Source organism: Bradyrhizobium sp. Ash2021, from assembly GCF_031202265.1.
Lineage (GTDB): Bacteria > Pseudomonadota > Alphaproteobacteria > Rhizobiales > Xanthobacteraceae > Bradyrhizobium.
This window is the reverse complement of the sequence record NZ_CP100604.1, coordinates 8,544,793-8,565,710: the sequence shown is the minus strand read 5'-3', so window position 1 is coordinate 8,565,710 and position 20,918 is coordinate 8,544,793. Positions and strand designations below refer to the sequence as shown.

The window sequence follows — 20,918 nt, the reverse complement described above, 5'->3', positions numbered from 1 at the left end:
CCATCAATCCTTCTCTTCCTCGACCGCGGGGGCTGCGAGCGAACGCAGCACCAGCACGGGAAGGATCAACGTGAAGACGATGACTTCCTTGAAATTGCTGGCGTAGAACGACGAGAACGCCTCGACGATGCCGACAATGAGCGCTGCGATCGCGGTGAGGGGATAGCTGACGAGCCCGCCGATGATCGCGGCGATAAAGCCCTTCAGGCCGATCAGGAAGCCGGTGTCGTAGTAAAGCGTGGTGATCGGCACGATCAGGATGCCCGAGATTGCGCCGATCAGCGATGCCAGCAGGAAGGCGATCTGTCCCGATAGCGTGGTCCGGATGCCGACCAGCCGCGCGCCGAGGCGATTGACCGCGGTGGCGCGCAGCGCCTTGCCCATCAGCGTAAAGCCGAAGAACAGCCACAGGCCGACGATGAAGGCGACGGTCAGGCCATAGACCGCGATGCTCTGGCCGGTGAAGCGCAGCGGCCCCACGGTTAGCGCGGCGTTTGACAGCGCCGGCCCGCGCAGGCCTTCGGCGCCGAAGAACACCAGGCCGAGGCCCTGCAGCGCCAGATGACAGCCGACCGAGGCGATCAGCAGCACCAGCACGGAGGTGTGCGCGATCGGCTGAAACGCGATTCGATAGAGGAACAGGCCGATCGCCGCGACGATCAACAGCGCCAGCGCGATATTGACCGCGATCGGCGTCGTCGGGCTGGCGAGCGCGGTGGCCAGGGTGAGGATCGCAACCGGGAAGGCGATGTTGAGCGCCACGGAACGCGCGACCCGCCGCAGCCGCAACGATTTGCGGGCGACGAACAGGTCGAGGCCGAAGGCGACCACGCCCATCGCCACCGCCAGCCGCGCCGTGCCCGGCACCTGGCCGGTGGCCAGCATGGCGTAGCTCAGCGCGCCATAGGTGACGAATTCGCCTTGCGGGATCAGGATGACGCGCGTGACGGCAAACACCAGCACCAGCGCCAGCCCGAGCAGCGCATAGATCGCGCCGTTGGTGATGCCATCCTGCAGCAGGAATAGCATGATCGTGGTATTCAAGACCGGCGCTCCCCCTCACGCGTCGAGCCGGCCGCGACCTTATCCGTCGGCCCGACCCTGTGATATCGGTAGTTGAAATCCCGCCGATATTTGATATAATTCATAACAATTATCATATATAACTTCAAGGCCTGCCGTTGGGGCAGGGCTTTTCTGCCGGGATTGCGAGCCGCGAGCGATGACTGCCTCCAAGAACGCCGCCGATGTCGTCAAGCTTTCCCGCCCCGCGCGCAAGGATCCCGCCGAGGCCGCCGGGGAGGATACCTCGCTGCAGCTCGGCGAATTGTCCGAACTGCTGGGCTATGTGCTGAAGCGCGCGCAACTGAAGGTGTTCGAGGATTTTCTGCGCTGCGTCGCGCCGCTGCAGCTGACGCCGGCGCAATTCTCGGTGCTGCTGCTGCTCGACAAGAATCCCGGCCGCAACCAGACCGAAATCGCCAACACGCTCGGCATCCTCCGGCCGAATTTCGTCGCCATGCTCGACGCGCTCGAGAGCCGCGATCTCTGCGCGCGGATGCGCTCGGCCAACGACCGCCGGTCCCACATCGTGGTCCTGACCGACAAGGGCCGCGCCGTGCTGGCGCGTGCCAAGAAGCTGGTTGCCACCAAGCACGAGGCGCGTCTCAACGAAGTGCTCGGCCCGGCGAACCGCGCCGCGCTGCTCGACATGATGGCGAAGATCACCAGGGAATTTTGAGACGTCATTCCGGGATGCGCCGTTAGGCGCAGGCCCGGAATCCATACTCATTATCGTGGTTATGGATTCCGGGCTCGCGCTTCGCGCGCCCCGGAATGACGATTAGTCATGATACCAGTCAGGCCGCCGCGGTCTTGCCTGGCGCCTTCCGGACGGCGCCTTCGGAAAGGTACAACCGCTCGATCTCGTGAACGGGAAGCGGCCGGCTGAACAAATATCCCTGCATCTCGGTGCAGCCTTCGGCCGTGATCCTGTCGAGTTGTTCCTTGGTCTCGACGCCTTCGGCGGTCGCCGCCATGCCCATTCCATTCGCCAGCGCCGCGACCGCGCGCACGATGTTGAGCGATCCTGCGTTGTCCGCAACATCTTTTACGAACGAGCGGTCGATCTTGATCTTGTCAAACGGGAAGCACTGCAGATAGGTCAGCGAGGAATATCCGGTGCCGAAATCATCCATCGCGATGCGAATACCGAGCGCGCGCAACCGGTGAAGCACGGCGAGCGTCGCTTCCTTGTCCTGCAGGAGGACGGTCTCGGTGATCTCGATCTCGAGCCGCGTCGGGTGCAGGCCTGAGGTCGCGAGCGCATTGATAATCACCTGCATCAGACCGGAACCGCGGAACTGAGCCGCCGAAATATTGACGGCGACTTGAAGATGGTCCGGCCATTGCGCCGCGGTGATGCAGGCCTGACGGATGACCCATTCCCCCAGCGGCACGATAAAGCCGATTTCTTCCGCCAGCGGAATGAAGGCCGCGGGCGCGACCAGTCCCTTTTCCGGATGATTCCAGCGAATCAGCGCTTCGAAACCGCTGATTTTGTTGCTCTCCAGGCTGACCACGGGCTGGTAGTAGAGTTCGAATTCGCCGGCGGACAGCGCCTTGCGCAGATCCTGCTCCATGACGCGACGGGTTTGCATTTGCTCGTCCATCGCGGGTTTGAAAAACCGGAATGTGCCGCGTCCGTCGCCCTTGGCGCGATAGAGCGCGAGGTCGGCGTTTCGCAGCAGCGTGTCGGCGCTCGATCCGTCGCCCGGACTGACCGCAATGCCGATGCTGGCGCCAATGACGGCCTGGTGGCCGTCGAGGTCGTAAGGCTGGCTCAGCAGTTCGATGATGCTTTCGGCGAGAGAAGTGGCATCGGTGGGGTCCGCCACGGGAGCCTGGACGATGACGAATTCGTCGCCGCCCGTCCGCGCGATGGTGTCGGTCTCCCGCACCAGTCCGCGCAGCCGGTCCGCGACGACCTTCAGCAGCCTGTCGCCGACGGGATGACCGAACGTATCGTTGACGGCCTTGAACTGGTCGAGATCGAGGTGATGAACCGCCAGCATCTCCCCGCTCTGGAACCGGGCGAGGGCGCTTTCGAGCCGCCCATTGAGCAGCACCCGATTGGCAAGATCGGTCAGCGCATCGTGGTGGGCCATATGCTCGATCTTGATCTCGGCCTGCCGCTGCTCGGTGATGTCTTCATGGGTTGCGACCCAGCCGAGGTCAGGCATCGGCCGATGCCGGATCTTGAAAGTCCGCCCATTGCCCAGCTCGATGATGCTGTCGGTCGGCTCGGCCGATATCGCAACGTTGCTGCGCCAGTGCAGATACTCATCGCGGGACATCGCGGGAAAGCTGCCAGCCTCGAAACGCAGGTCGACAATTTCCGTCAAGGGCGTGCCGGGGCCGACGCGATCGGGCGGCAGGTCGTACATCTCGACGTAGCGATCGTTGCATACGATCAATCGATGGCCGGCGTCGAAGAAGCACAGCCCCTGCGACATGTTGTTGATCGCGGTATCGAACTGGAAATTCCGCGCCTGAAGTTTCTCTTCCTGCAGCTTGCCGAGCTCGTAATGCTGCTTCAGGCGCGCGCTCATCTCCTCCCGGGAGGTGATGTCCTCGTGGGTTGCCATGCCGCCGCCGTCCGGCATCGGATAGACCGTATAGGTGATGATCTGGCCGTCGCTGAATCTCTGGATCGTGGTAACGGGAACGATGGCGTTTTCCCTATGCGCGCGGATGTATTCGTCCGGCGCCGAGTGGATCTTCAATCCGAGGTTCAACCGGTGCTGAATGAGCTGGGTGATGGGCGTGCCGGGCTTCACCTGCTCGGGCGACAGCCGGTAAATTTCCATGTAGCGAGCGTTGCAGAAAACGACTTCGCGCTTCGCATTGAAGATGATGAACCCCAGCGACAGGTTGTTGATGGCCTGTTCGAGAAGCCAGCCTGGCAAGGCCGGATTCGAACCGGCCGTCGCATGGTGAGAGTCCGACATTTAGCGTTTCCCCGCCGCGACCTGCAGCGCTCCCGCATTAAGGGGCGGTGCATTACAAACGGGGCAGGTAAATCGCGCCTTTGATATGTCGCTGGCTTCGGCAAGTTCCCTCGAACTCGGTCAACAAAGCCTTAACATTTGATCGGGACGGACCGTTGGCGCGCCGGGAAATGCGTAGAACTACGTCCCTTCAACCAAAATCACCCTGACGTCGTTGACGTTGGTCAGGGTCGGACCGGTCAGCAACAGATCACCAGTCGCGGTGAAGAAGGCGGTGGCGTCGTTGTTGTCGAGATAGGCGTTTGGGTCGAGGCCGAGCGACTTCATCTTCGCAAAGGTGGTTTGATCGATCATCGCCCCGGCCGGATCGCTGGCGCTGCCGGCGCCGCCATCGGCGCCGTCGGTATCCGCGGCCAGCGCCGAAATACCGGGCGTATCCTTCAGCAAGCCCGCGAGCGCCAGCGCGTATTCCTGGTTGGGGCCGCCGCGCCCATTGCCGCGCACGGTCACCGTGAGTTCGCCGCCCGATAGAATAGCGGTGCGCTTGCCTTCGCCGCGCGCCTTCAGGGCAAGCCGGGCGTGATCCGCCGCGACGTCGCGGGCCTCGCCTTCGAGATCGGCGCCGAGCTCGATAATCGCGTAGCCGGCATCCCGGGCGATCCTGACCGCGGCGTCCAGGGAAGCCTTCGGCCTGGCGATCAGCTCGAACTGCGCGCGGGCGAAGGCGGGATCGCCGGGCTTGCAGCTCTCATTGTTGGGGTCGTCGAGCGCGCGGCGTACCGCGTCGTCGACCGCCAGATTGTATTTTGCGACCAGCGCGCGGGCGTCGGCCAGGGTGGTCAGGTCCGGCACCGTCGGGCCCGAAGCGATCGCGGAGGGATCGTCGCGCGGCACGTCCGAAATCGCCAGCGTCACGATTTCGGCGCGTTGACCGGCGCGCGCCAACCGGCCGCCCTTGATGCGCGACAGATGCTTGCGCACGATGTTCATCTCGCCGATCGGCGCGCCCGAGCGCAGCAGCGCACGGTTGACCTGCTGCTTCTGCGCGAACGTGACGCCGTCGACCGGCGCGATCCAGTTCGCCGAACCGCCGCCGGACAACAGCACCAGCAGCAGATCGTCGGCGGTCGCCTCCGCGGCCAGCCGCAGGGTGTCGTCGGCGGCTTTCAGCCCGGCCTCGTCGGGCACGGGATGACTGGCCTCGACCACCCTGACCCGCCGCGTCGGCACGCCGTGGCCGTGGCGGGTGGTGGCGATACCCGAAAGCAGCGCCGGGTCGAGTTCGAGCGCATCGAGATAATGCCGCTCGGCGGCCGCTGCCATCGCCGCCGCGCCTTTGCCGGCGGCGAGGCAGATCACCCGGCCTTTCGGGACGGGGCGCAAATGCGCCGCCAGCACGACGTCCGGATGCGCGGCCGCAACGGCCGCGTCAAAGATCGTGCGCAGAAGAGGGCGGCGGTCGGTCATGACAAGGCTTTCGTCTCTCGTGAGAAATCAGTTGCTGAGCTCACCGCTGATGACATCGCCGAACAACTGCCAGCGCTCGCCCTTGAACTGCATCAACTGCAATTGTTCGATCGGCTGAAAATCGTCCGGGCCCGTGGTGAGCGTGATGCCGGGCAACAGCCCGCCTTGCGCGAATTGCCTGAGGCTGGCCGCCTGCTTCATGACGTTGCTGCGAGTCAGGTCGTCGCCGCACCGCTTCAGCACCTCGACCATGGTCGTGGCCATGTTGTAGCCGGTCATGGCCGAGGCGTCGGCGCGATTGACCTCCGGCATGTACTTCGCCAGCAGGTCGTCGAAAGCCTTGATGCCGGGATCGCCGGCCCACTGCGGATCGCTGACGTCCTTGGCGTAGGCCGCCGACATCACGCCTTGCGAATTGTCGAGACCTGCGGGCCGCATCACGGTCGCGGTCGAAGCGCTGACATTGGACACGATCGTGACCGGCTTCCAGTTCATCTCGCCGACCTTCTTGATGGCCTGGGCGCCGAATTTGGGCGTCGTGAAGAAGATGATGACGTCTGGATTGGACGACTTCAGCCGCACGACGTGGGAATCGATGGTCGGCTCCGCGACCTCGTAGCTTTCTTCCGCGATGATGCGCGAGGGATCGGCGCCGAGACCATCCTTCAATCCCTTGAGGTAGTCTTTGCCCATATCGTCGTTCTGATAGAGCACCGCGATCTTCGCGTTCGGCTTTTCTTTTGTCAGGTATTTGGCATAGATGCGGGACTCGCTCTGGTAACTGGGCAGCCAGCCCATGGTCCACGGGAAGGTCTTCGGATCGTTCCACTTGGTGGCGCCGGTGGCGACGAATAGCTGCGGTACCTTCTTGCCGTTGACGTATTTCTGGATCGCGGTGTTGGAGGCGGTGCCCAGCGTGCCGAACAGCAACAGCACCTCGTCGCTCTCGATCAGCTTGCGCGCCTGCTCGACCGCTTTCGGCGGGCTGTAGGCATCGTCATAGGAAATGAAGTTGATCTTGCGCCCGTTGATGCCGCCGTCGTCGTTCACCCGCTTGAACACCGCCGCCATCGCCTTGCCGACCACGCCATAGGCCGACGCCGGGCCGCTGTAGGGAACGATGTTCCCGATCTTGATCTCGGTGTCGCTGGCGCCGGTGTCGTATTTCTTCTGGGCCAGCGCCGCGCTGCAGGTCGCGGCAACGACCGCCAGGCTCAGAAATACCGTTGCGAGGCGGCGTTGGGTCGGTTTGGGCATTTCGCAAAACTCCCTGTGATTTTCTTAGGCCTCGCGGGGTGCAAGGTTTGTTGTCGGGTCAGGTCGCATTGATTAGCGCACGATCCGCCAAAGTGTAAGCGGTTTGGCGAAGAGATCATGCGCCACTCAATATCAGGCGCGCGATCTGACGCAAAGCCGGCATCCACTTTTGCCGATCTCGCGCTGGAAAACAATGTTCGCAAGAAAAAGCCCCCTGCGACGGTGTCGCAGGGGGCATGACGATTTGATGTTCGGGCAACCGGCCTCTGAGGCGGCTCAGCCGCCGACGTCGGCGTTGATGACCTCGCCGAACAGGTCCCATTTCTCACCCTTGAACTTCATCAGCTGAAGCGAGGAGATCGGAGCGAAATCGGCGGGGCCGGTGTTGATCTTGATGCCGGGCAGCAGGACTTCGGTGCGGAAATCCTTCAGGCTCGCCGCCTGCTTCATGACGTTTTCCCGGGTGAGGTTGTCGCCGCACTGCTTTAACACTTGAACCAGAGTCTGGGCCACGCCGTAACCAACCACGGTACCGCCGTCGAGCTTGTCGCCTTCGGGGAAATCCTTGGCCATGAACGCATAGAATTCCTTCATGCCGGGGTCATTGTCCCACTGCTTGTCGGAGACGTCCTTGAGATAGGCAGCGGAGATGATGTCCTGCGCGTTCTCATACCCTGCCGGCTTGATCACGCTGCCGACCGAGGCCGAAACGTTGTTGAGGAAGTGCATCGGCTTCCAGCCGATCTCGGCTATCTTCTTGATGGCTTGCGCCGCGAATTTCGGCGTCGAGATGTTGATGAAGACGTCGGCGTTGGTAGCCTTCAGCTTGACGATGTGATTGTCGACCGTCGGTTCCGACGTCTCAAAGCTTTCCTCGGCGACGATCATCGATGCCGCCTTGGCGCCGAGCCCGTCCTTCAGGCCCTTGAGATAGTCCTTTCCGTAGTCGTCATTCTGATAGAGAACGGCGATCTTGGCGTCCGGCTTGTTCTTCAGGATGTACTTCGCATAGATCTGGGTTTCGCTCTGGTAGTTGGGCTGCCAGCCCATGGTCCAGGGAAATTCCTTCGGATCGTTCCATTTGGTGGCGCCGGTGGCGACGAACAGCTGCGGGACCTTCTTGGAATTCATGTATTTGTGGATCGCGGAATTCGGCGGCGTTCCGAGCGAATTGAAGATGAACAGCACTTCGTCGCTCTCGACCAGCTTGCGCGCCTGCTCCACCGTCTTCGGCGGGCTGTAGGCGTCGTCGTAAGAGATGAAGTTGATCTTGCGGCCATTGATGCCGCCGGCGTCGTTGATCTTCTTGAAATAGGCGGCCTCGGTCTTGCCGATGATGCCATAGGCGGAAGCCGGACCGCTATACGGCATGATGTTGCCGATCTTGATTTCGGTATCGGTGGCGCCGGTGTCGTATTTTTTTTGCGCAAGCGCGCCGCTGCTGGATACGGCAAGCAGGGTCAGCGCGACTGACGCCACCGCCAGCCTGTTAGCAGTCGTGAGCATTAATTCTCTCCCTCGGTTCAATGACAACAGTGATGTGTCGCGGCTTTCTTGATGTGAAAGCTCTTTTGACTCATGCGTGAGTTCGGCGATGTGATTACCATTTTACCGGGGGCGTCACAACAAAAAGCCCCTGCGGCAAAGCCGCAGGGGCTGCTCCTTTAGTAGACAGTCTCAGCCCGTCAGCCGCCTACATCGGCGTTGATGATCTCTCCGAACAGATCCCAGTGATCGCCCTTGAACTTCATCAGCTGCAACTGCGAGATCGGTGCGAAATCGGTCGCCGAGGTGTTGACCTTGACCCCGGGCAGCAGGCCGCCGAGCTCGAGATCCCTGATGCTCGCCGCCTGCTTCATGATGTTTTCCCGCGTAAGATCGTCGCCGCAGGCTTTCAGCACGTGCACGAGGCCCTGGGCGACGGTGTAGGCGTACATCACCGAGGCGTCGGCGCGGTTGGCTTCCGGATAATATTTATCCAGGAACTCGTTCCAGCCGATCATCCCCTTGTCTTTCTTCCATTGTTGATCGGTCGGATCCTTGAGGTAGTTCGACGAGATGATGTCCTGGGCGTTGTCGAAGCCGGCCGGCTTGATCACGCTGCCGATCGAGGCCGAAACGTTGTTGAGGAAGTGCAGCGGCTTCCAGCCGATCTCGGCGTTCTTCTTGATCGCCTGCGCCGCGAATTTCGGCGTGGTGATGTTGAAGAATACGTCGGCGCCGGTCGACTTCAGCTTGACGATGTGGCTGTCGATGGTCGGTTCGGAGACCTCGTAGCTTTCCTCCATCACGATCATCGAGGCAGCCTTGCTGCCGAGCCCGTCCTTGAATCCCTTCAGATAGTCCTTGCCGTAATCGTCGTTCTGGTAGAGCACGGCGATCTTGGCGTCCGGCTTGTTCTTCAGGATGTATTTCGCGTAGATGGTGGACTCGCTCTGGTAGTTGGGCTGCCAGCCCATGGTCCAGGGAAACTCCTTCGGGTCGTTCCACTTGGTGGCGCCGGTGGCGACGAACAGCTGCGGCACCTTTTTCTGGTTCATGTATTTCTGGATCGCCGAATTCGGCGGCGTGCCCAGCGAATTGAAGATCATCAGCACTTCATCGCTTTCGACCAGCTTGCGCGCCTGCTCGACCGTCTTCGGCGGGCTGTAGGCGTCGTCGTAGCTGACGAAGGTGATCTTGCGGCCGTTGATGCCGCCCTCGGCGTTGACCTTGCGGAAGTAGGCCTCCTCGGTTTTGCCGATCACGCCATAGGCGGAAGCCGGTCCGCTGTAGGGCATGATGTTGCCGATCTTGATCTCGGTATCGGTCGCACCGGTGTCGTATTTCTTCTGCGCGAGAGAGGCGCTGCTGGTCGCAGCGAGCAATGCGAGGGCGGCCGAAAAGGCCCCCAATCGCAAATGGATAGCAGGCATTTTGATCTCCCTGGATCATTGTTGAATGTGTCACGTTTTTTGGATTGGGAGCGCTTTGCGGCTCCTTACGGCATTGAATACCTTCCGCGGGCACCCGGCAACAAAAAGCCCCCCGCGACACTGTCGCGGAGGGCGTTATTTAGTCGAACAGGCGGCGCGGATCCCGCGCCGCGGTATGACGCTTTAGTTGCTGAGTTCGCCCGAGATGATGTCGCCGAACAGGTCCCACTTCTCGCCCTTGAAGCGCATCATCTGAAGCTGCTCGATCGGTGCGAAGTCGGTCGCCGAAGTGTTGATCTTCACGCCGGGCAGCAAGGTGTCGGGCGTAAAATCCTTCAGGCTCGCCGCCTGCTTCATCACGTTGGCGCGGGTGAGATCGTCGCCGCACATCTCGATGACCTTCGCCATGGTCTGCGCCGCGCCGTAGCCATAGACCACGGAGCCGTCGAGCTTGTTGCCCTCGGGATAGAATTTTTCGAGGAAGGCAAAAAACTTCTTCATGCCGGGATCGTTGTCCCACTGCGAATCCGCGCCGTCCTTGGCGTAGGCCGCCGACAGGATGCCTTGCGCATTCTCGAAACCCGCCGGCTTGATCACGCCGCCGACCGACGCCGAGACGTTGGAGACGATGTGCAGCGGCTGCCAGCTGATCTCGGCGATTTTCTTGATCGCCTGTGCGGCGAATTTCGGCGTCGTGATGCTGATGAAGACGTCGGCGCCGGTGGCCTTCAGCTTGACGATGTGATTGTCGATCGTGGGCTCCGCGGTCTCATAGCTTTCCTCGGCAATGATCATCGACGCCTTGGCGCCGAGGCCGTCCTTCAGGCCCTTAAGGTAGTCCTTGCCGAAATCGTCGTTCTGATAGAGCACGGCGATCTTGGCGTCCGGCTTTTCCTTGATCAGATATTTCGCGTAGATGTGCGCTTCACTCTGATAGCTGGGCTGCCAGCCCATGGTCCACGGAAAGTCCTTCGGATCGTTCCATTTGGTGGCGCCGGTGGCGACGAACAGCTGCGGCACCTTCTTGGCATTGAGATATTTCTGGATCGCGGTGTTGGACGGCGTGCCCAGCGGGTTGAACACGACCAGCACTTCGTCGCTCTCGACCAGCTTGCGCGCTTGCTCGACCGCCTTCGGCGGGCTGTAGCCGTCGTCATAGCTGACGAAGTTGATCTTGCGCCCGTTGATGCCGCCCTGGGCGTTGATCATCTTGAAATAGGCTTCTTCGGTCTTGCCGATCACGCCGTAGGCGGAAGCCGGTCCGCTGTACGGCATGATGTTGCCGATCTTGACCTCGGCGTCGGTAGCCCCGGTGTCGTATTTCTTCTGGGCCAGCGCGCTGCCGCTCATCGCGGCGAAAGTGATGACCGCCGTCGCAAGCGCGGCGATTCTTGATTGTTGTCTGGACAGCATAATTTCTCCTGAGTTCGGTTACTTCTTGAGCTTGCCAACCAGTTGCTGGGCAACCATGGCAACCTGCCTGGCGCCGTGCGGCACAAGGAAGATGACGAGGAACAGCAGCACGCCGAATACGGCGCCGGAGAGGCCCTTGGAAATGCCCTCCGCGATGTTCGGCACGAAAATGATGAAGGCGGAGCCGACGATCGATCCGGGCAGCCAGCCGACGCCGCCGACGACCATGCCGAGAAACAGCGAGATCGCGAGCGTGATGGTGTAGCCGTCCGGCGCCACGAATTGCACCGCGATGGCGCCGAGCCCGCCGGCGACGCCGGTGATGCCGGCGCTGACGCCGAATGCCAGCGTCTTGTAGAGCGCAACGTCGACGCCCATGGCGGAGGCGGCGATCTCATTGTCGCGGATCGCCATGAAGGCGCGGCCGGAGCGCGACCGCAGGAGATTCACCGAGGCCACATAGATCCCGACCGTGATCGCGAGCGTGAAATAATAAAGCCACATGTCCTGCGACATCGGCAGGCCGAACGGGGCATCAGGCTTGGTCACCACCAGGCCCTGTACGCCGCCGGTCCAGTGCTCGAAGAAGCCGAGCTTGAGCAGTTGCGGCATCGCGGTCGCGAGCGCGAAGGTCGCCAGCGCCAAATAGACGCCGGAGAGGCGCAGCGCCGGCTGGCCGAACAGGAAGCCGAAAGCGAAGCAGATGATGCCCGCGATCGGCAGCGTCAGCGCGTAGTTCATGTCGGCGTGTTCCATCAGGATCGCCGACGTATAGGCGCCGACGGCGTAGAACGCGCTCTGGCCGAGCGAGAACTGGCCGCTGCCGCCGGTCAGAATGTTCAGCGCCAGCACCGCGAGCCCGTAGATCAACAGCATCGTCAGCTGGAAGATGATGAAATTCTTCACGAACAGCGGCACGAGCAGCAGCAGCGCCAGCATGACCAGCGACGTGCCGAAGCCGAGCGTCATGGCTCGTTTCGGAACAGCCTCGACGGCCGGGGCTTCTACGACGTCTTCGACAGCGCTCATGATCAAACTCGCTTCACGATGGGCCGGCCGAACAGCCCAGCCGGTTTGACGACCAATACGGTGATGATCAGCGCAAGCGCGATCGGCAGTTTCAGTTCGTTACCGACGCCGGGAATGTAGGTCCCGGCGAGATTCTCGAAGATGCCGACCAGGAAGCCGCCGATCACGGCGCCGAGCGGCGAGGTCAGGCCGCCGAGCACGGCCGCGGCAAATCCATAGATCAGCACGCCGCCCATCATGTTCGGTTCCAGAAACACCACCGGCGCGATCAGCATGCCGGCGATCGAGCCGATTGCGGCCGCCATGCCCCAGCCCAGCGCGATCATCCAGGAGGTGTTGATGCCGACCAGCCGGGCCGATTCAGGCAACGATGCGGCCGCGCGCATCGCAAGGCCGATTCGTGTGTACTGGAAGAAGAAGAACAGCAGGATCAGCAGCAGCACAGTGACGCCGATCATGCCGGCCTGATGGGTCGAGATCAGCTGGCTGCCGAGGAACGGCGAGGATCCGAACGGCGTCGGATATTGCTTGATGGTGAAGTCCCAGATCAGGCCGGCAACCGAGTTGATGATCGCGAACAATGCGATGAAGCCGGCGACGTTGGTCAGGATCGGGGCCTTGGCCAGCGGCTTGAACAGCAGCCTCTCGATCACGATGCCGCCGGCGAACGAGAAGGCCAGCGTCAGCACGAAGGCGCCCCAATAGGGAATGCCCCACTGCATCATCTGCCAGGAAATAAAGGTCGAGAACATCGCCATTTCGCCCTGGGCGAAATTGAGATGGTCGATCGCCTGGTAGATCATGACAACGGCGAGCGCCATGCAGGCATAGATCGCGCCTGTGGCGATGCCGGCCAGAACTTGGTTGGTAAAAAGCTCCATGGCCGGCTCCTCAATAACCGAGATAGGATTTGCGGACGTCTTCGTTGTTTGCGATGTCCTTGGCATTGCCCGACATCACGATCCGTCCGGTTTCGATCACATAGGCCTGATCGGCGAGTTCCAGCGCCAGTTGCGCGTTCTGCTCCACCACCAAGATGGTGACCTTGTCCTCGCGATTGATCTTGCCGAGGATCCGGAACAGGTCGCGCACGATCAACGGCGCCAGGCCGAACGACGGCTCGTCGAGCAGCATCAGCCGCGGACGCAGCATCAGCGCGCGGGCGACCGCCAGCATCTGCTGTTCGCCGCCCGAGAGCGTTCCGGCCTGCTGGGTGTGCCGTTCCTTCAGGACCGGAAAGTGGTCGTACATGCGCTCGATATCGGAAACCACGCCGGCCTTGTCCTTGCGGGTGATGGCGCCGAGTTGCAGGTTTTCTTCCACCGTCATGGTGGTGAAGGTGCCGCGGCCCTGCGGCACGTGCGCGATGCCGAGACGGACGACGTTTTCGGTCGAGCGGCCGGCGAGCGGCGCGCCGTCGAATTCGATGGCGCCGGTCGAGCGCACCATGTTGCAGATCGCCCGCAAGGTGGTGGTCTTGCCGGCGCCGTTGGCGCCAAGCAGCGTGGTCAGGCTGCCCTCGTTGAGGGCAAAGGAGAGGCCGTGAAGCGCCTGGACCTGGCCGTAATAGGCCCGCAAATCCTTGACGTTGAGCATCGCGGTCATTGGTCCTTGCTCCCCAGATAGGCCTTGATGACATCCGGGTCGGCCTGAACCTGGGCCGGCGTTCCCTCGGCGAGCTTGCGGCCGAAGTTGAGCGCGACGACGTGGTCGGCAATCGACATCACCAGGCCCATGTGATGCTCGACCAGCAGCACGGTCATGTGCCGCTCGTCGCGAATGCGGCGGATCAGATCGCCGAGCACGTAGACTTCCTCATGATTGAGGCCGCCGGCGGGCTCGTCGAGCAGCAGGATTTTTGGATCGGCGGCCAATGCGCGCGCCAGCTCGACGCGCTTCTGGGTGCCGAACGGCAGGCCGGAAACGATCGTATGGGCGACGTCTTCGAGGTCGAGATAGGCAAGGATCTCGTGGACCTTCTTGTTGACGTCGGCCTCGCCGCGGCGAACCCAGGCAAGCTTCAGCGAGTCCGAGATGATGTCGCTGGAGGTGCGGGCGTGGGTGCCGACGCGGACGTTGTCCATGACAGACAGATTGGGAAACAGCGCCACGTTCTGGAAGGTGCGGCCGATGCCGATCTCGGCGATCCGGTGCGGCGGGCGCGTCAGGATGCTCGCCCCCTCCATCAGGATGTCGCCGGAGCTCGGCTGGTAGAGCCTGGAGAGGCAGTTGAACAATGTCGTCTTGCCGGCGCCGTTCGGTCCGATCAGCCCGAGGATCTGCCCCTTTTGCATGTCGAAGGAGACGCCATTCAACGCGATGATGCCGCCGAACACGACGCTGACGTCGCGAACCGCCAGCAGGGGAGAATTTCCCTGCGCGAGCTGTGCCTGCGTCATCTCGTCTCGCCCATGCGATTCACAGGGCGGGAATGACCGCGCGAAATCCTTCGCCGGTGAAGATGAAGGCTACCTGATCCCCTCGACCAAACGTGCAACTTTCCCTCCTGCTTTCAACTTTTTGCTTTCTTCTTTTTTGGATTGCGGCGCCGCACCGCCCAGCGCCGCTTCGATGTTCCTTACCATCGCCACAAGGCGAGGTCCAATATCGTTGAGCAACCGACCTTCCGTGAAGCGGAATGCGGGCGCGCCACAATTGAAGGCATACGGGCCGGTTCCGTCGTTCAGCTTGAGCGCCACACCGACTGCGTGCACGTCGTCCTGCCACTCGCCCGCGGAGATGGTGAAGCCGCGCCGCTCGACCATTTCGCCGGCGCGTTCGATGCCGTCGCGCAGCCGCGACCAGCGGCTGCCGTAATGGTCGCGCAGCTCGCGCAATAAAGAGGCACGCTCGTCATTCGGCAGCGCCCAGATATAGGCCCGGCCCATCGCGGTGGTGGCGATCGGTATTCGCGAACCGACGTCGAGCTGGACGCCCAGCGTCAAGCCGTTACGGCTCTGGCCGAAATAGATCATGCTGTGGCGGTCGCGCCCGCCGACCGCGACCGCGCCGCCGGTCGCGCGCATGACTTCCTCGCGGTAGGGCTCGGACAAATGCCGAACGCCGAGATTGGCCAGCGCGGCATACCCCAGCGCCATGGCTGATGGCGCGAGCTGATACTTTTCGAACCGCGGAACGGGTGTAAGATAGCCCAGCTTGGTCAAGGTGTAGGTCAGCCGGGAAATGGTTGGCTTCGGCAAATTAGTACGGGCGGCGATCTCTTGATTGCCGAGAAGCCCGTCGTTGGGATGGAATGCGCGCAACACATCAAGTCCGCGGGAAAGCGCGACGACGAAGCTGCGATCTGTCGCCACTTTTTTCCCTGGACGTTTCATTGGCCTGCTGCTTTGCCGGGCGCGTTGACAAGGGACGTGCTTCAAAATAACCCTCCCTGTCAAGATGTGGAATTTAATTTCGCAGTGCGAAATAGCCAGTAAACGCAAGTCAAGAACACCAACGCCAAAAACAACGCAACCAAGAACGCGTTATCCAGGGAGAGTCTCGTGAACGAAGTCGTAAAGCTCGAGCGTCATGACGCCATCGCCGTCGTCACGGTTAACAGCCCTCCGGTCAACGCGCTGAGCGCCGCGGTGCGTGGCGGTATTTTCGAATGCATGAAGAGTGCGATCGCCGATCCCGAAGTAAAGGCGATCGTGCTGACCTGCGGCGGCCGCACCTTTATCGCCGGCGCCGACATCACTGAATTCGGCAAGCCGCCGAAGCCCCCGGGTCTCGCGGAGGTGCTTGTTGCGATGGAGAACTCGCCGAAGCCGATCATTGCCGCCATTCACGGCACGGCCTTGGGCGGCGGTCTCGAAGTCGCATTGGCCTGCCACTATCGCGTCGCCACCAAGGACGCCAGGCTTGGCCTGCCCGAAGTGAAACTCGGCCTGTTGCCGGGCGCCGGCGGCACGCAGCGCCTGCCGCGCGCGGTCGGTCCGGAACTCGCGGTCAAGATGATCGTCGGCGGCGATCCGATCGGTGCTGCTGAAGCGCTCAAAAACGGCCTGATCGAGGAGATCGTCGAAGGCCCTGCCGCCGGTGGTGAAGCCTTTGCCCTCAAGGTGCTGGCGGAGAAGCGCCCCCTGCGCAAGCTGCGCGATGACGACTCCAAGCTCGCGGCGGCCAAGGCCGACCGTTCGATCTTCACCAATGCGGTCGCCGCCCTGACCAAGAAGGCCCGCGGCCTGGAAGCCCCGTTCGCCGCCGCCGACGCGGTTGGTGCTGCGATCGATCTGCCGTTCGATGAAGGGCTGAAGAAGGAGCGCGAAGGTTTTCTCAAGCTGGTGTCGAGCGACCAGTCGAAGGCGCAGCGCTATGCGTTCTTCTCCGAGCGCGAGGCCGCCAAGATCGCGGGCGTGCCCGAGGGAACGAAACCGCGCAATGTCGAGCGCGTCGCCATCATCGGCGCCGGCACCATGGGCGGCGGCATCGCGATGTCGTTTGCCAATGCCGGCATTCCCGTCACCCTGATCGAGACCGGCGAAGAGCAGCTCAAGCGCGGCATGGGCGTGATGCAGAAGAATTATGAGGCGACCGCCGCCCGCGGCGGCATCCCCGCCGATGCGCCGGCCAAGCGAATGGGCCTGATTACCGGCGTGGTCGGCCTGGAAAACGTCAAGGACGCTGACCTGGTCATCGAAGCCGTGTTCGAAACCATGGCGGTCAAGAAGGAAGTGTTCGAGGCGCTGGACAAGTACGCCAAGCCCGGCGCGGTGCTGGCCTCCAACACCTCGTATCTGAACATCGACGAGATCGCGAAGGTGACGAAGCGTCCGCAGGACGTGCTCGGCATGCACTTCTTCTCGCCGGCCAACGTGATGAAGCTGTGCGAGATCGTCCGCGCCGCCAAGACCGCGCCCGACGCGCTGACGACCGCGGTGTCGATCGCGCGCAAGATTGCAAAGGTTCCGGCCGTGGTCGGCGTCTGTGACGGTTTTGTCGGCAACCGCATGCTGGCCCAGCGCGGCAAGCAGTCCGAGAAACTGCTGTTCGAGGGCGCATTGCCGCAGCAGGTTGACGCCGTGGTCACGAAATTCGGCATGCCGATGGGTCCGTTCGCGATGGGCGATCTCGCCGGCCTCGATATCGGCTGGCGCTCGCGCAAGGACCGCGGCATCAAGTCGGAAATCGCCGACGCGCTGTGCGAAGCCGGTCGCTTCGGCCAGAAGACCGGCAAGGGCTATTACAAATACGAGGCGGGGTCGCGCGCGGCATTGCCCGATCCGGAGGTCGAGAAGCTGATCGACGAGACGCTGCAGCGCCTCGGCCGCAAGAAGCGCGTGGTTTCGGACGACGAGATCCTGGAGCGCATGATGTACCCGATGATCAACGAGGGTGCGCGGATCCTCGAAGAAGGTATCGCGGCGCGTCCGAGCGATATCGACGTGATCTGGCTCTATGGCTATGGCTGGCCGATCTACCGCGGCGGCCCGATGTTCTATGCCGACCAGGTCGGCCTCAAGCACATCGCCGACCGGCTGTCCTATTACGCCAAGGAGACCAACGATCCGTCGCTGGAGCCGGCGCCGCTGCTCAAGCGCCTCGCCGCCGAAGGCAAGACCTTTGCGTCGATGGCGCAGAGCGCGAAAGCGGCTTGATGGGCGCTCGCTCCCACGATCCGTCATTCCGGGATGCGCCGTCAGGCGCAGACCCGGAATCTCGAGATTCCGGGTTCACGCTTCGCGTGCCCCGGAATGACGATCTTCTTGCTGCGACGCACTGAAAGCCCGCATGACCCATCCCGGCGAACAGTTTTATCCGCAAGGCGTTCATTGGGACGATGCGATCGCGCGCGGCACGTTGCCGGACCTGCTGTCGGAGGCGGCCGCCGCATACGGCGCGCGGCCGGCGATCGAGTTCCGCGACCGGCCGATCAGCTACACCGGGCTGGAAGCGCTGGTGGAGACGGCGGCCTCCGCTTTCCTCCGCGCCGGCTACGGCAGGAACCATTCGGTGGCGCTGTTCCTCGGCAATTCGCCGGACCATCCCGTCAATTTCTTCGGCGCGCTGAAGGCCGGCGCCCGCATCGTGCATCTGTCGCCGCTCGACGGCGAGATCGCGCTGTCGCACAAGCTCTCCGACTCCGGCGCGCGCGTGCTGGTCACCTCTAACCTCTCGGCTTTGCTGCCGACCGCGCTGAAATTTCTCGACAAGGGCCTGCTCGATCGCCTGATCGTCTGCGAGGACGATCATTGGGGCAAGGTCGGGACGCCGCAGACGCCGCTGCCGAATAACCCCGCTGTCATCACTTACAAGCAATTCGTCGATGGCGCGGCAAAGCCCGCGCAATGGCCTGTCATCTCGGCCGACGACGTCGCACTGCTGCAATATACCGGCGGCACCACCGGGCTGCCGAAGGGCGCCATGCTCAGCCACGGCAATCTGACGTCGGCGGTGTCGGTCTATGACGTCTGGGGCAAGCCGGCGCGCGCTGAGCGCGACGCGATCGAGCGCGTGATCTGCGTGCTGCCGCTGTTTCATATCTTTGCGCTGACGGTGGTGCTGCTGTCGTCGATCCGGCGCGGCAACCTGATTTCGCTGCACCAGCGTTTCGACGTCGAAGCCGTGATGCGCGACATCGAGGTCAAGCGCGCCACCGCATTCCCCGGTGTGCCGACGATGTGGATCGCGATCGCGGCACTGCCCGATCTCGACAAGCGCGATCTGTCCTCGCTGGTGAGCTGCGGCTCCGGCGGCGCGCCGCTGCCGGTCGAGGTGGCCAAGATTTTCGAGCGCAAGGTCGGCATGAAGCTGAAGAGCGGCTGGGGCATGACCGAGACCTGCTCGCCCGGCACCGGCCATCCCAAGGAAGGCCCGGACAAGCCGGGCTCGATCGGGCTGATGCTGCCGGGCATCGAGATGGACGTGGTGTCGCTGGACGATCCGAAGCAATTGATGCCGGTCGGCGAAGTGGGCGAGATCCGCATTCGCGGGCCCAATGTGACCAAAGGCTACTGGAACCTGCCGCAGGAAACCGCGGAGGCCTTTGTCGGCGACCGCTTCCTGACCGGCGACATCGGCTACATGGACGCCGACGGCTATTTCTATCTGGTCGACCGCAAGAAGGACATGATCATCTCCGGCGGCTTCAACGTCTATCCGCAGATGATCGAGCAGGCGATCTATACCCATCCCGGCGTGCAGGAAGTGATCGTGATCGGCATCGCCGACGATTACCGCGGGGAAGCGGCAAAGGCCTTCATCAAGCTGCGCGCCGACGCCAAGCCGTTCACGCTGGACGAACTCAAGGCTTTTCTAACCGGCAAGCTCGGCAAGCACGAAATTCCCGCAGCGCTCGATTTCGTCGAGGAACTGCCGCGCACCTCCGTCGGCAAGCTGTCGCGCCACGAACTGCGCCAGCAGCAGCCGTCGTCACAAGCCAAACAACAAGTCGCGTCGGGAGGTCGGTCATGATCACCCCCGTCGTCCCGGCCTTGAGCCGGGACCCATACCGCGTGATCTCGCGTTTGGGTGCTGTGGCAGACGCCTTTTACTACCCGCGAACGCCGGTGGTTATGGGTCCCGGCTTTCGCCGGGACGACGTAAGATTTCGCGTAGCTTAAGAATGTAATTCGCTCACAGGAGGATCCGATGGATCTCGCTTTCAGCAAGGAAGAAATGGCGTTTCGTGAGGAGGTCCGGGCCTTCTTCAGGGATAACGTGCCGCCGGAGACACGGCGCAAACTGGTCGAGGGCCGTCATCTGTCCAAGGACGAGATGGTCGCCTGGTGGCGCATCCTGAACAAGAAGGGCTGGGGCGTCAGCCACTGGCCGAAGGAATATGGCGGCACCGGCTGGACCTCGGTGCAGCATTATATCTTCAACGAAGAACTGCAGATGCATCCAGCACCCGCGCCGCTCGCCTTCGGCGTCAGCATGGTCGGCCCGGTCATCTACACCTTCGGCAATGAAGCGCAGAAGAAGCAATATCTGCCGCGCATTGCGAACGTCGACGACTGGTGGTGCCAGGGCTTTTCGGAGCCGGGTTCGGGATCGGACCTCGCTTCACTGAAGACCAAGGCCGAGCGCAAGGGCGACAAATACATCATCAACGGCCAGAAGACCTGGACCACGCTGGCGCAGCACGCCGACATGATCTTCTGCCTGTGCCGCACCGACGCCAATGCGAAGAAGCAGATGGGCATCTCCTTCATCGTGTTCAGCATGAAGTCGAAGGGCGTCACGGTGCGCCCGATCCAGACCATCGACGGCGGCCACGAGGTCAACGAGGTGTTCTTCGATGACGTCGAGGTGCCCGTCGAGAATTTGATCGGCGAGGAGAACAAGGGCTGGGATTACGCCAAATTCCTGCTCGGCAATGAGCGCACCGGCATCGCCCGTGTCGGCGTTTCCAAGGAGCGGCTGCGCCGCATCAAGGACCTGGCGTCCAAGGTCGAATCCGGCGGCAAGCCGGTGCTCGAGGATCAGGGTTTCCGCGAGAAACTCGCCGCCGTCGAGATCGAGCTGAAGGCGCTCGAACTGACGCAGCTCCGCGTCGTCGCCGACGAGAACAAGCACGGCAAGGGCAAGCCCAACCCGGCGTCCTCGGTGCTGAAGATCAAGGGTTCGGAAATCCAGCAGACCACTACCGAACTTCTGATGGAAGTGATCGGCCCGTTCGCCGCGCCCTATGACGAGCATGGCGACGACGGCTCCAACGAGACCATGGACTGGACCGCCCAGATCGCGCCGAGCTACTTCAACAACCGCAAGGTCTCGATCTACGGCGGCTCCAACGAGATCCAGCGCAACATCATCACCAAGGCGGTGCTGGGGTTGTGATCTCTTCTCCCTCGCCCCGCACTTTGCGGGGAGAGGGTTCGAC

At 62.5% G+C, this 20,918-nt stretch carries 16 protein-coding genes; 4 read left to right on the top strand and 12 right to left on the bottom strand.

The features are described from left to right. Positions 1-3 precede the first annotated feature (3 nt). Positions 4-1,044 (bottom strand): branched-chain amino acid ABC transporter permease, encoded by a 1,041-nt coding sequence (locus tag NL528_RS41215; protein ID WP_309180053.1) that lies wholly within the window; start codon positions 1,042-1,044, stop codon positions 4-6. 178 nt (positions 1,045-1,222) lie between these two features. On the opposite strand from NL528_RS41215, the gene NL528_RS41210 reads away from it, so the two are divergent. Then, on the top strand, positions 1,223-1,741 hold the full coding sequence (locus NL528_RS41210; RefSeq protein WP_309180052.1) for a MarR family transcriptional regulator: 519 nt from the start codon (positions 1,223-1,225) through the stop codon (positions 1,739-1,741). Between the two features lie 118 nt (positions 1,742-1,859). Here the strand turns inward: NL528_RS41210 and NL528_RS41205 are convergent, their stop codons facing one another. The 11 genes from NL528_RS41205 to NL528_RS41155 form a co-directional block, all read right to left on the bottom strand. Further along, entirely contained in the window at positions 1,860-4,010 is a 2,151-nt protein-coding gene (locus NL528_RS41205) for an EAL domain-containing protein (protein WP_309180051.1), read from the bottom strand. A gap of 180 nt (positions 4,011-4,190) precedes the next feature. After that, positions 4,191-5,477 (bottom strand): glycerate kinase, encoded by a 1,287-nt coding sequence (locus tag NL528_RS41200; protein ID WP_309180050.1) that lies wholly within the window; start codon positions 5,475-5,477, stop codon positions 4,191-4,193. Between the two features lie 27 nt (positions 5,478-5,504). Then, positions 5,505-6,734 carry an ABC transporter substrate-binding protein gene (locus NL528_RS41195; RefSeq protein ID WP_309180049.1) on the bottom strand — a complete coding sequence of 410 codons (1,230 nt, stop codon included), beginning with the start codon at positions 6,732-6,734 and terminating at the stop codon, positions 5,505-5,507. 276 nt (positions 6,735-7,010) lie between these two features. Next, entirely contained in the window at positions 7,011-8,240 is a 1,230-nt protein-coding gene (locus NL528_RS41190; protein ID WP_309180048.1) for an ABC transporter substrate-binding protein, read from the bottom strand. Positions 8,241-8,419: 179 nt separating this feature from the next. Beyond that, the gene (locus NL528_RS41185; protein WP_309180047.1) at positions 8,420-9,649 is read right to left on the bottom strand and encodes an ABC transporter substrate-binding protein; all 1,230 of its coding nucleotides are present in this window, start codon (positions 9,647-9,649) and stop codon (positions 8,420-8,422) included. A gap of 183 nt (positions 9,650-9,832) precedes the next feature. Next, a complete protein-coding gene (locus NL528_RS41180; protein WP_309180046.1) occupies positions 9,833-11,062 on the bottom strand; it encodes an ABC transporter substrate-binding protein in 1,230 nt (409 codons plus the stop codon). An 18-nt stretch (positions 11,063-11,080) separates the two neighbouring features. Further along, positions 11,081-12,091, bottom strand: a complete 1,011-nt coding sequence (locus NL528_RS41175; RefSeq protein ID WP_309180045.1) for a branched-chain amino acid ABC transporter permease — start codon at positions 12,089-12,091, stop codon at positions 11,081-11,083. Positions 12,092-12,093: 2 nt separating this feature from the next. Beyond that, a complete protein-coding gene (locus NL528_RS41170) occupies positions 12,094-12,972 on the bottom strand; it encodes a branched-chain amino acid ABC transporter permease (protein WP_074273033.1) in 879 nt (292 codons plus the stop codon). A gap of 10 nt (positions 12,973-12,982) precedes the next feature. After that, positions 12,983-13,696 (bottom strand): ABC transporter ATP-binding protein, encoded by a 714-nt coding sequence (locus tag NL528_RS41165; RefSeq protein ID WP_309180043.1) that lies wholly within the window; start codon positions 13,694-13,696, stop codon positions 12,983-12,985. Further along, entirely contained in the window at positions 13,693-14,490 is a 798-nt protein-coding gene (locus NL528_RS41160) for an ABC transporter ATP-binding protein (protein WP_309180042.1), read from the bottom strand. The genes NL528_RS41165 and NL528_RS41160 overlap by 4 nt, the downstream gene beginning before the upstream one ends. Before the next feature lie 69 nt (positions 14,491-14,559). Continuing rightward, positions 14,560-15,426 (bottom strand): IclR family transcriptional regulator, encoded by an 867-nt coding sequence (locus tag NL528_RS41155; RefSeq protein ID WP_074273036.1) that lies wholly within the window; start codon positions 15,424-15,426, stop codon positions 14,560-14,562. Positions 15,427-15,594: 168 nt separating this feature from the next. Between NL528_RS41155 and NL528_RS41150 the strand changes: the two genes are divergently transcribed. The 3 genes from NL528_RS41150 (at position 15,595) to pimC (ending at position 20,875) form a co-directional block, all read left to right on the top strand. Beyond that, positions 15,595-17,691 carry a 3-hydroxyacyl-CoA dehydrogenase NAD-binding domain-containing protein gene (locus NL528_RS41150; protein WP_309180041.1) on the top strand — a complete coding sequence of 699 codons (2,097 nt, stop codon included), beginning with the start codon at positions 15,595-15,597 and terminating at the stop codon, positions 17,689-17,691. A gap of 133 nt (positions 17,692-17,824) precedes the next feature. Beyond that, a complete protein-coding gene (pimA, locus tag NL528_RS41145; protein ID WP_309180039.1) occupies positions 17,825-19,507 on the top strand; it encodes a dicarboxylate--CoA ligase PimA in 1,683 nt (560 codons plus the stop codon). A gap of 177 nt (positions 19,508-19,684) precedes the next feature. After that, positions 19,685-20,875 (top strand): pimeloyl-CoA dehydrogenase large subunit, encoded by a 1,191-nt coding sequence (pimC, locus tag NL528_RS41140; RefSeq protein ID WP_309180037.1) that lies wholly within the window; start codon positions 19,685-19,687, stop codon positions 20,873-20,875. The last annotated feature ends 43 nt before the right edge of the window (positions 20,876-20,918 follow it).

Bases quoted from the DNA above. Each gene is read 5' to 3' on its own strand.
- NL528_RS41165 (WP_309180043.1), bottom strand. From the start codon at position 13,696: ATGACCGCGATGCTCAACGTCAAGGATTTGCGGGCCTATTACGGCCAG.
- pimA (WP_309180039.1), top strand. From the start codon at position 17,825: ATGACCCATCCCGGCGAACAGTTTTATCCGCAAGGCGTTCATTGGGAC.
- NL528_RS41155 (WP_074273036.1), bottom strand. From the start codon at position 15,426: ATGAAACGTCCAGGGAAAAAAGTGGCGACAGATCGCAGCTTCGTCGTC.
- NL528_RS41205 (WP_309180051.1), bottom strand. From the start codon at position 4,010: ATGTCGGACTCTCACCATGCGACGGCCGGTTCGAATCCGGCCTTGCCA.
- NL528_RS41210 (WP_309180052.1), top strand. From the start codon at position 1,223: ATGACTGCCTCCAAGAACGCCGCCGATGTCGTCAAGCTTTCCCGCCCC.
- NL528_RS41185 (WP_309180047.1), bottom strand. From the start codon at position 9,649: ATGCCTGCTATCCATTTGCGATTGGGGGCCTTTTCGGCCGCCCTCGCA.
- pimC (WP_309180037.1), top strand. From the start codon at position 19,685: ATGGATCTCGCTTTCAGCAAGGAAGAAATGGCGTTTCGTGAGGAGGTC.
- NL528_RS41180 (WP_309180046.1), bottom strand. From the start codon at position 11,062: ATGCTGTCCAGACAACAATCAAGAATCGCCGCGCTTGCGACGGCGGTC.
- NL528_RS41175 (WP_309180045.1), bottom strand. From the start codon at position 12,091: ATGAGCGCTGTCGAAGACGTCGTAGAAGCCCCGGCCGTCGAGGCTGTT.
- NL528_RS41170 (WP_074273033.1), bottom strand. From the start codon at position 12,972: ATGGAGCTTTTTACCAACCAAGTTCTGGCCGGCATCGCCACAGGCGCG.
- NL528_RS41160 (WP_309180042.1), bottom strand. From the start codon at position 14,490: ATGACGCAGGCACAGCTCGCGCAGGGAAATTCTCCCCTGCTGGCGGTT.
- NL528_RS41190 (WP_309180048.1), bottom strand. From the start codon at position 8,240: ATGCTCACGACTGCTAACAGGCTGGCGGTGGCGTCAGTCGCGCTGACC.
- NL528_RS41195 (WP_309180049.1), bottom strand. From the start codon at position 6,734: ATGCCCAAACCGACCCAACGCCGCCTCGCAACGGTATTTCTGAGCCTG.
- NL528_RS41200 (WP_309180050.1), bottom strand. From the start codon at position 5,477: ATGACCGACCGCCGCCCTCTTCTGCGCACGATCTTTGACGCGGCCGTT.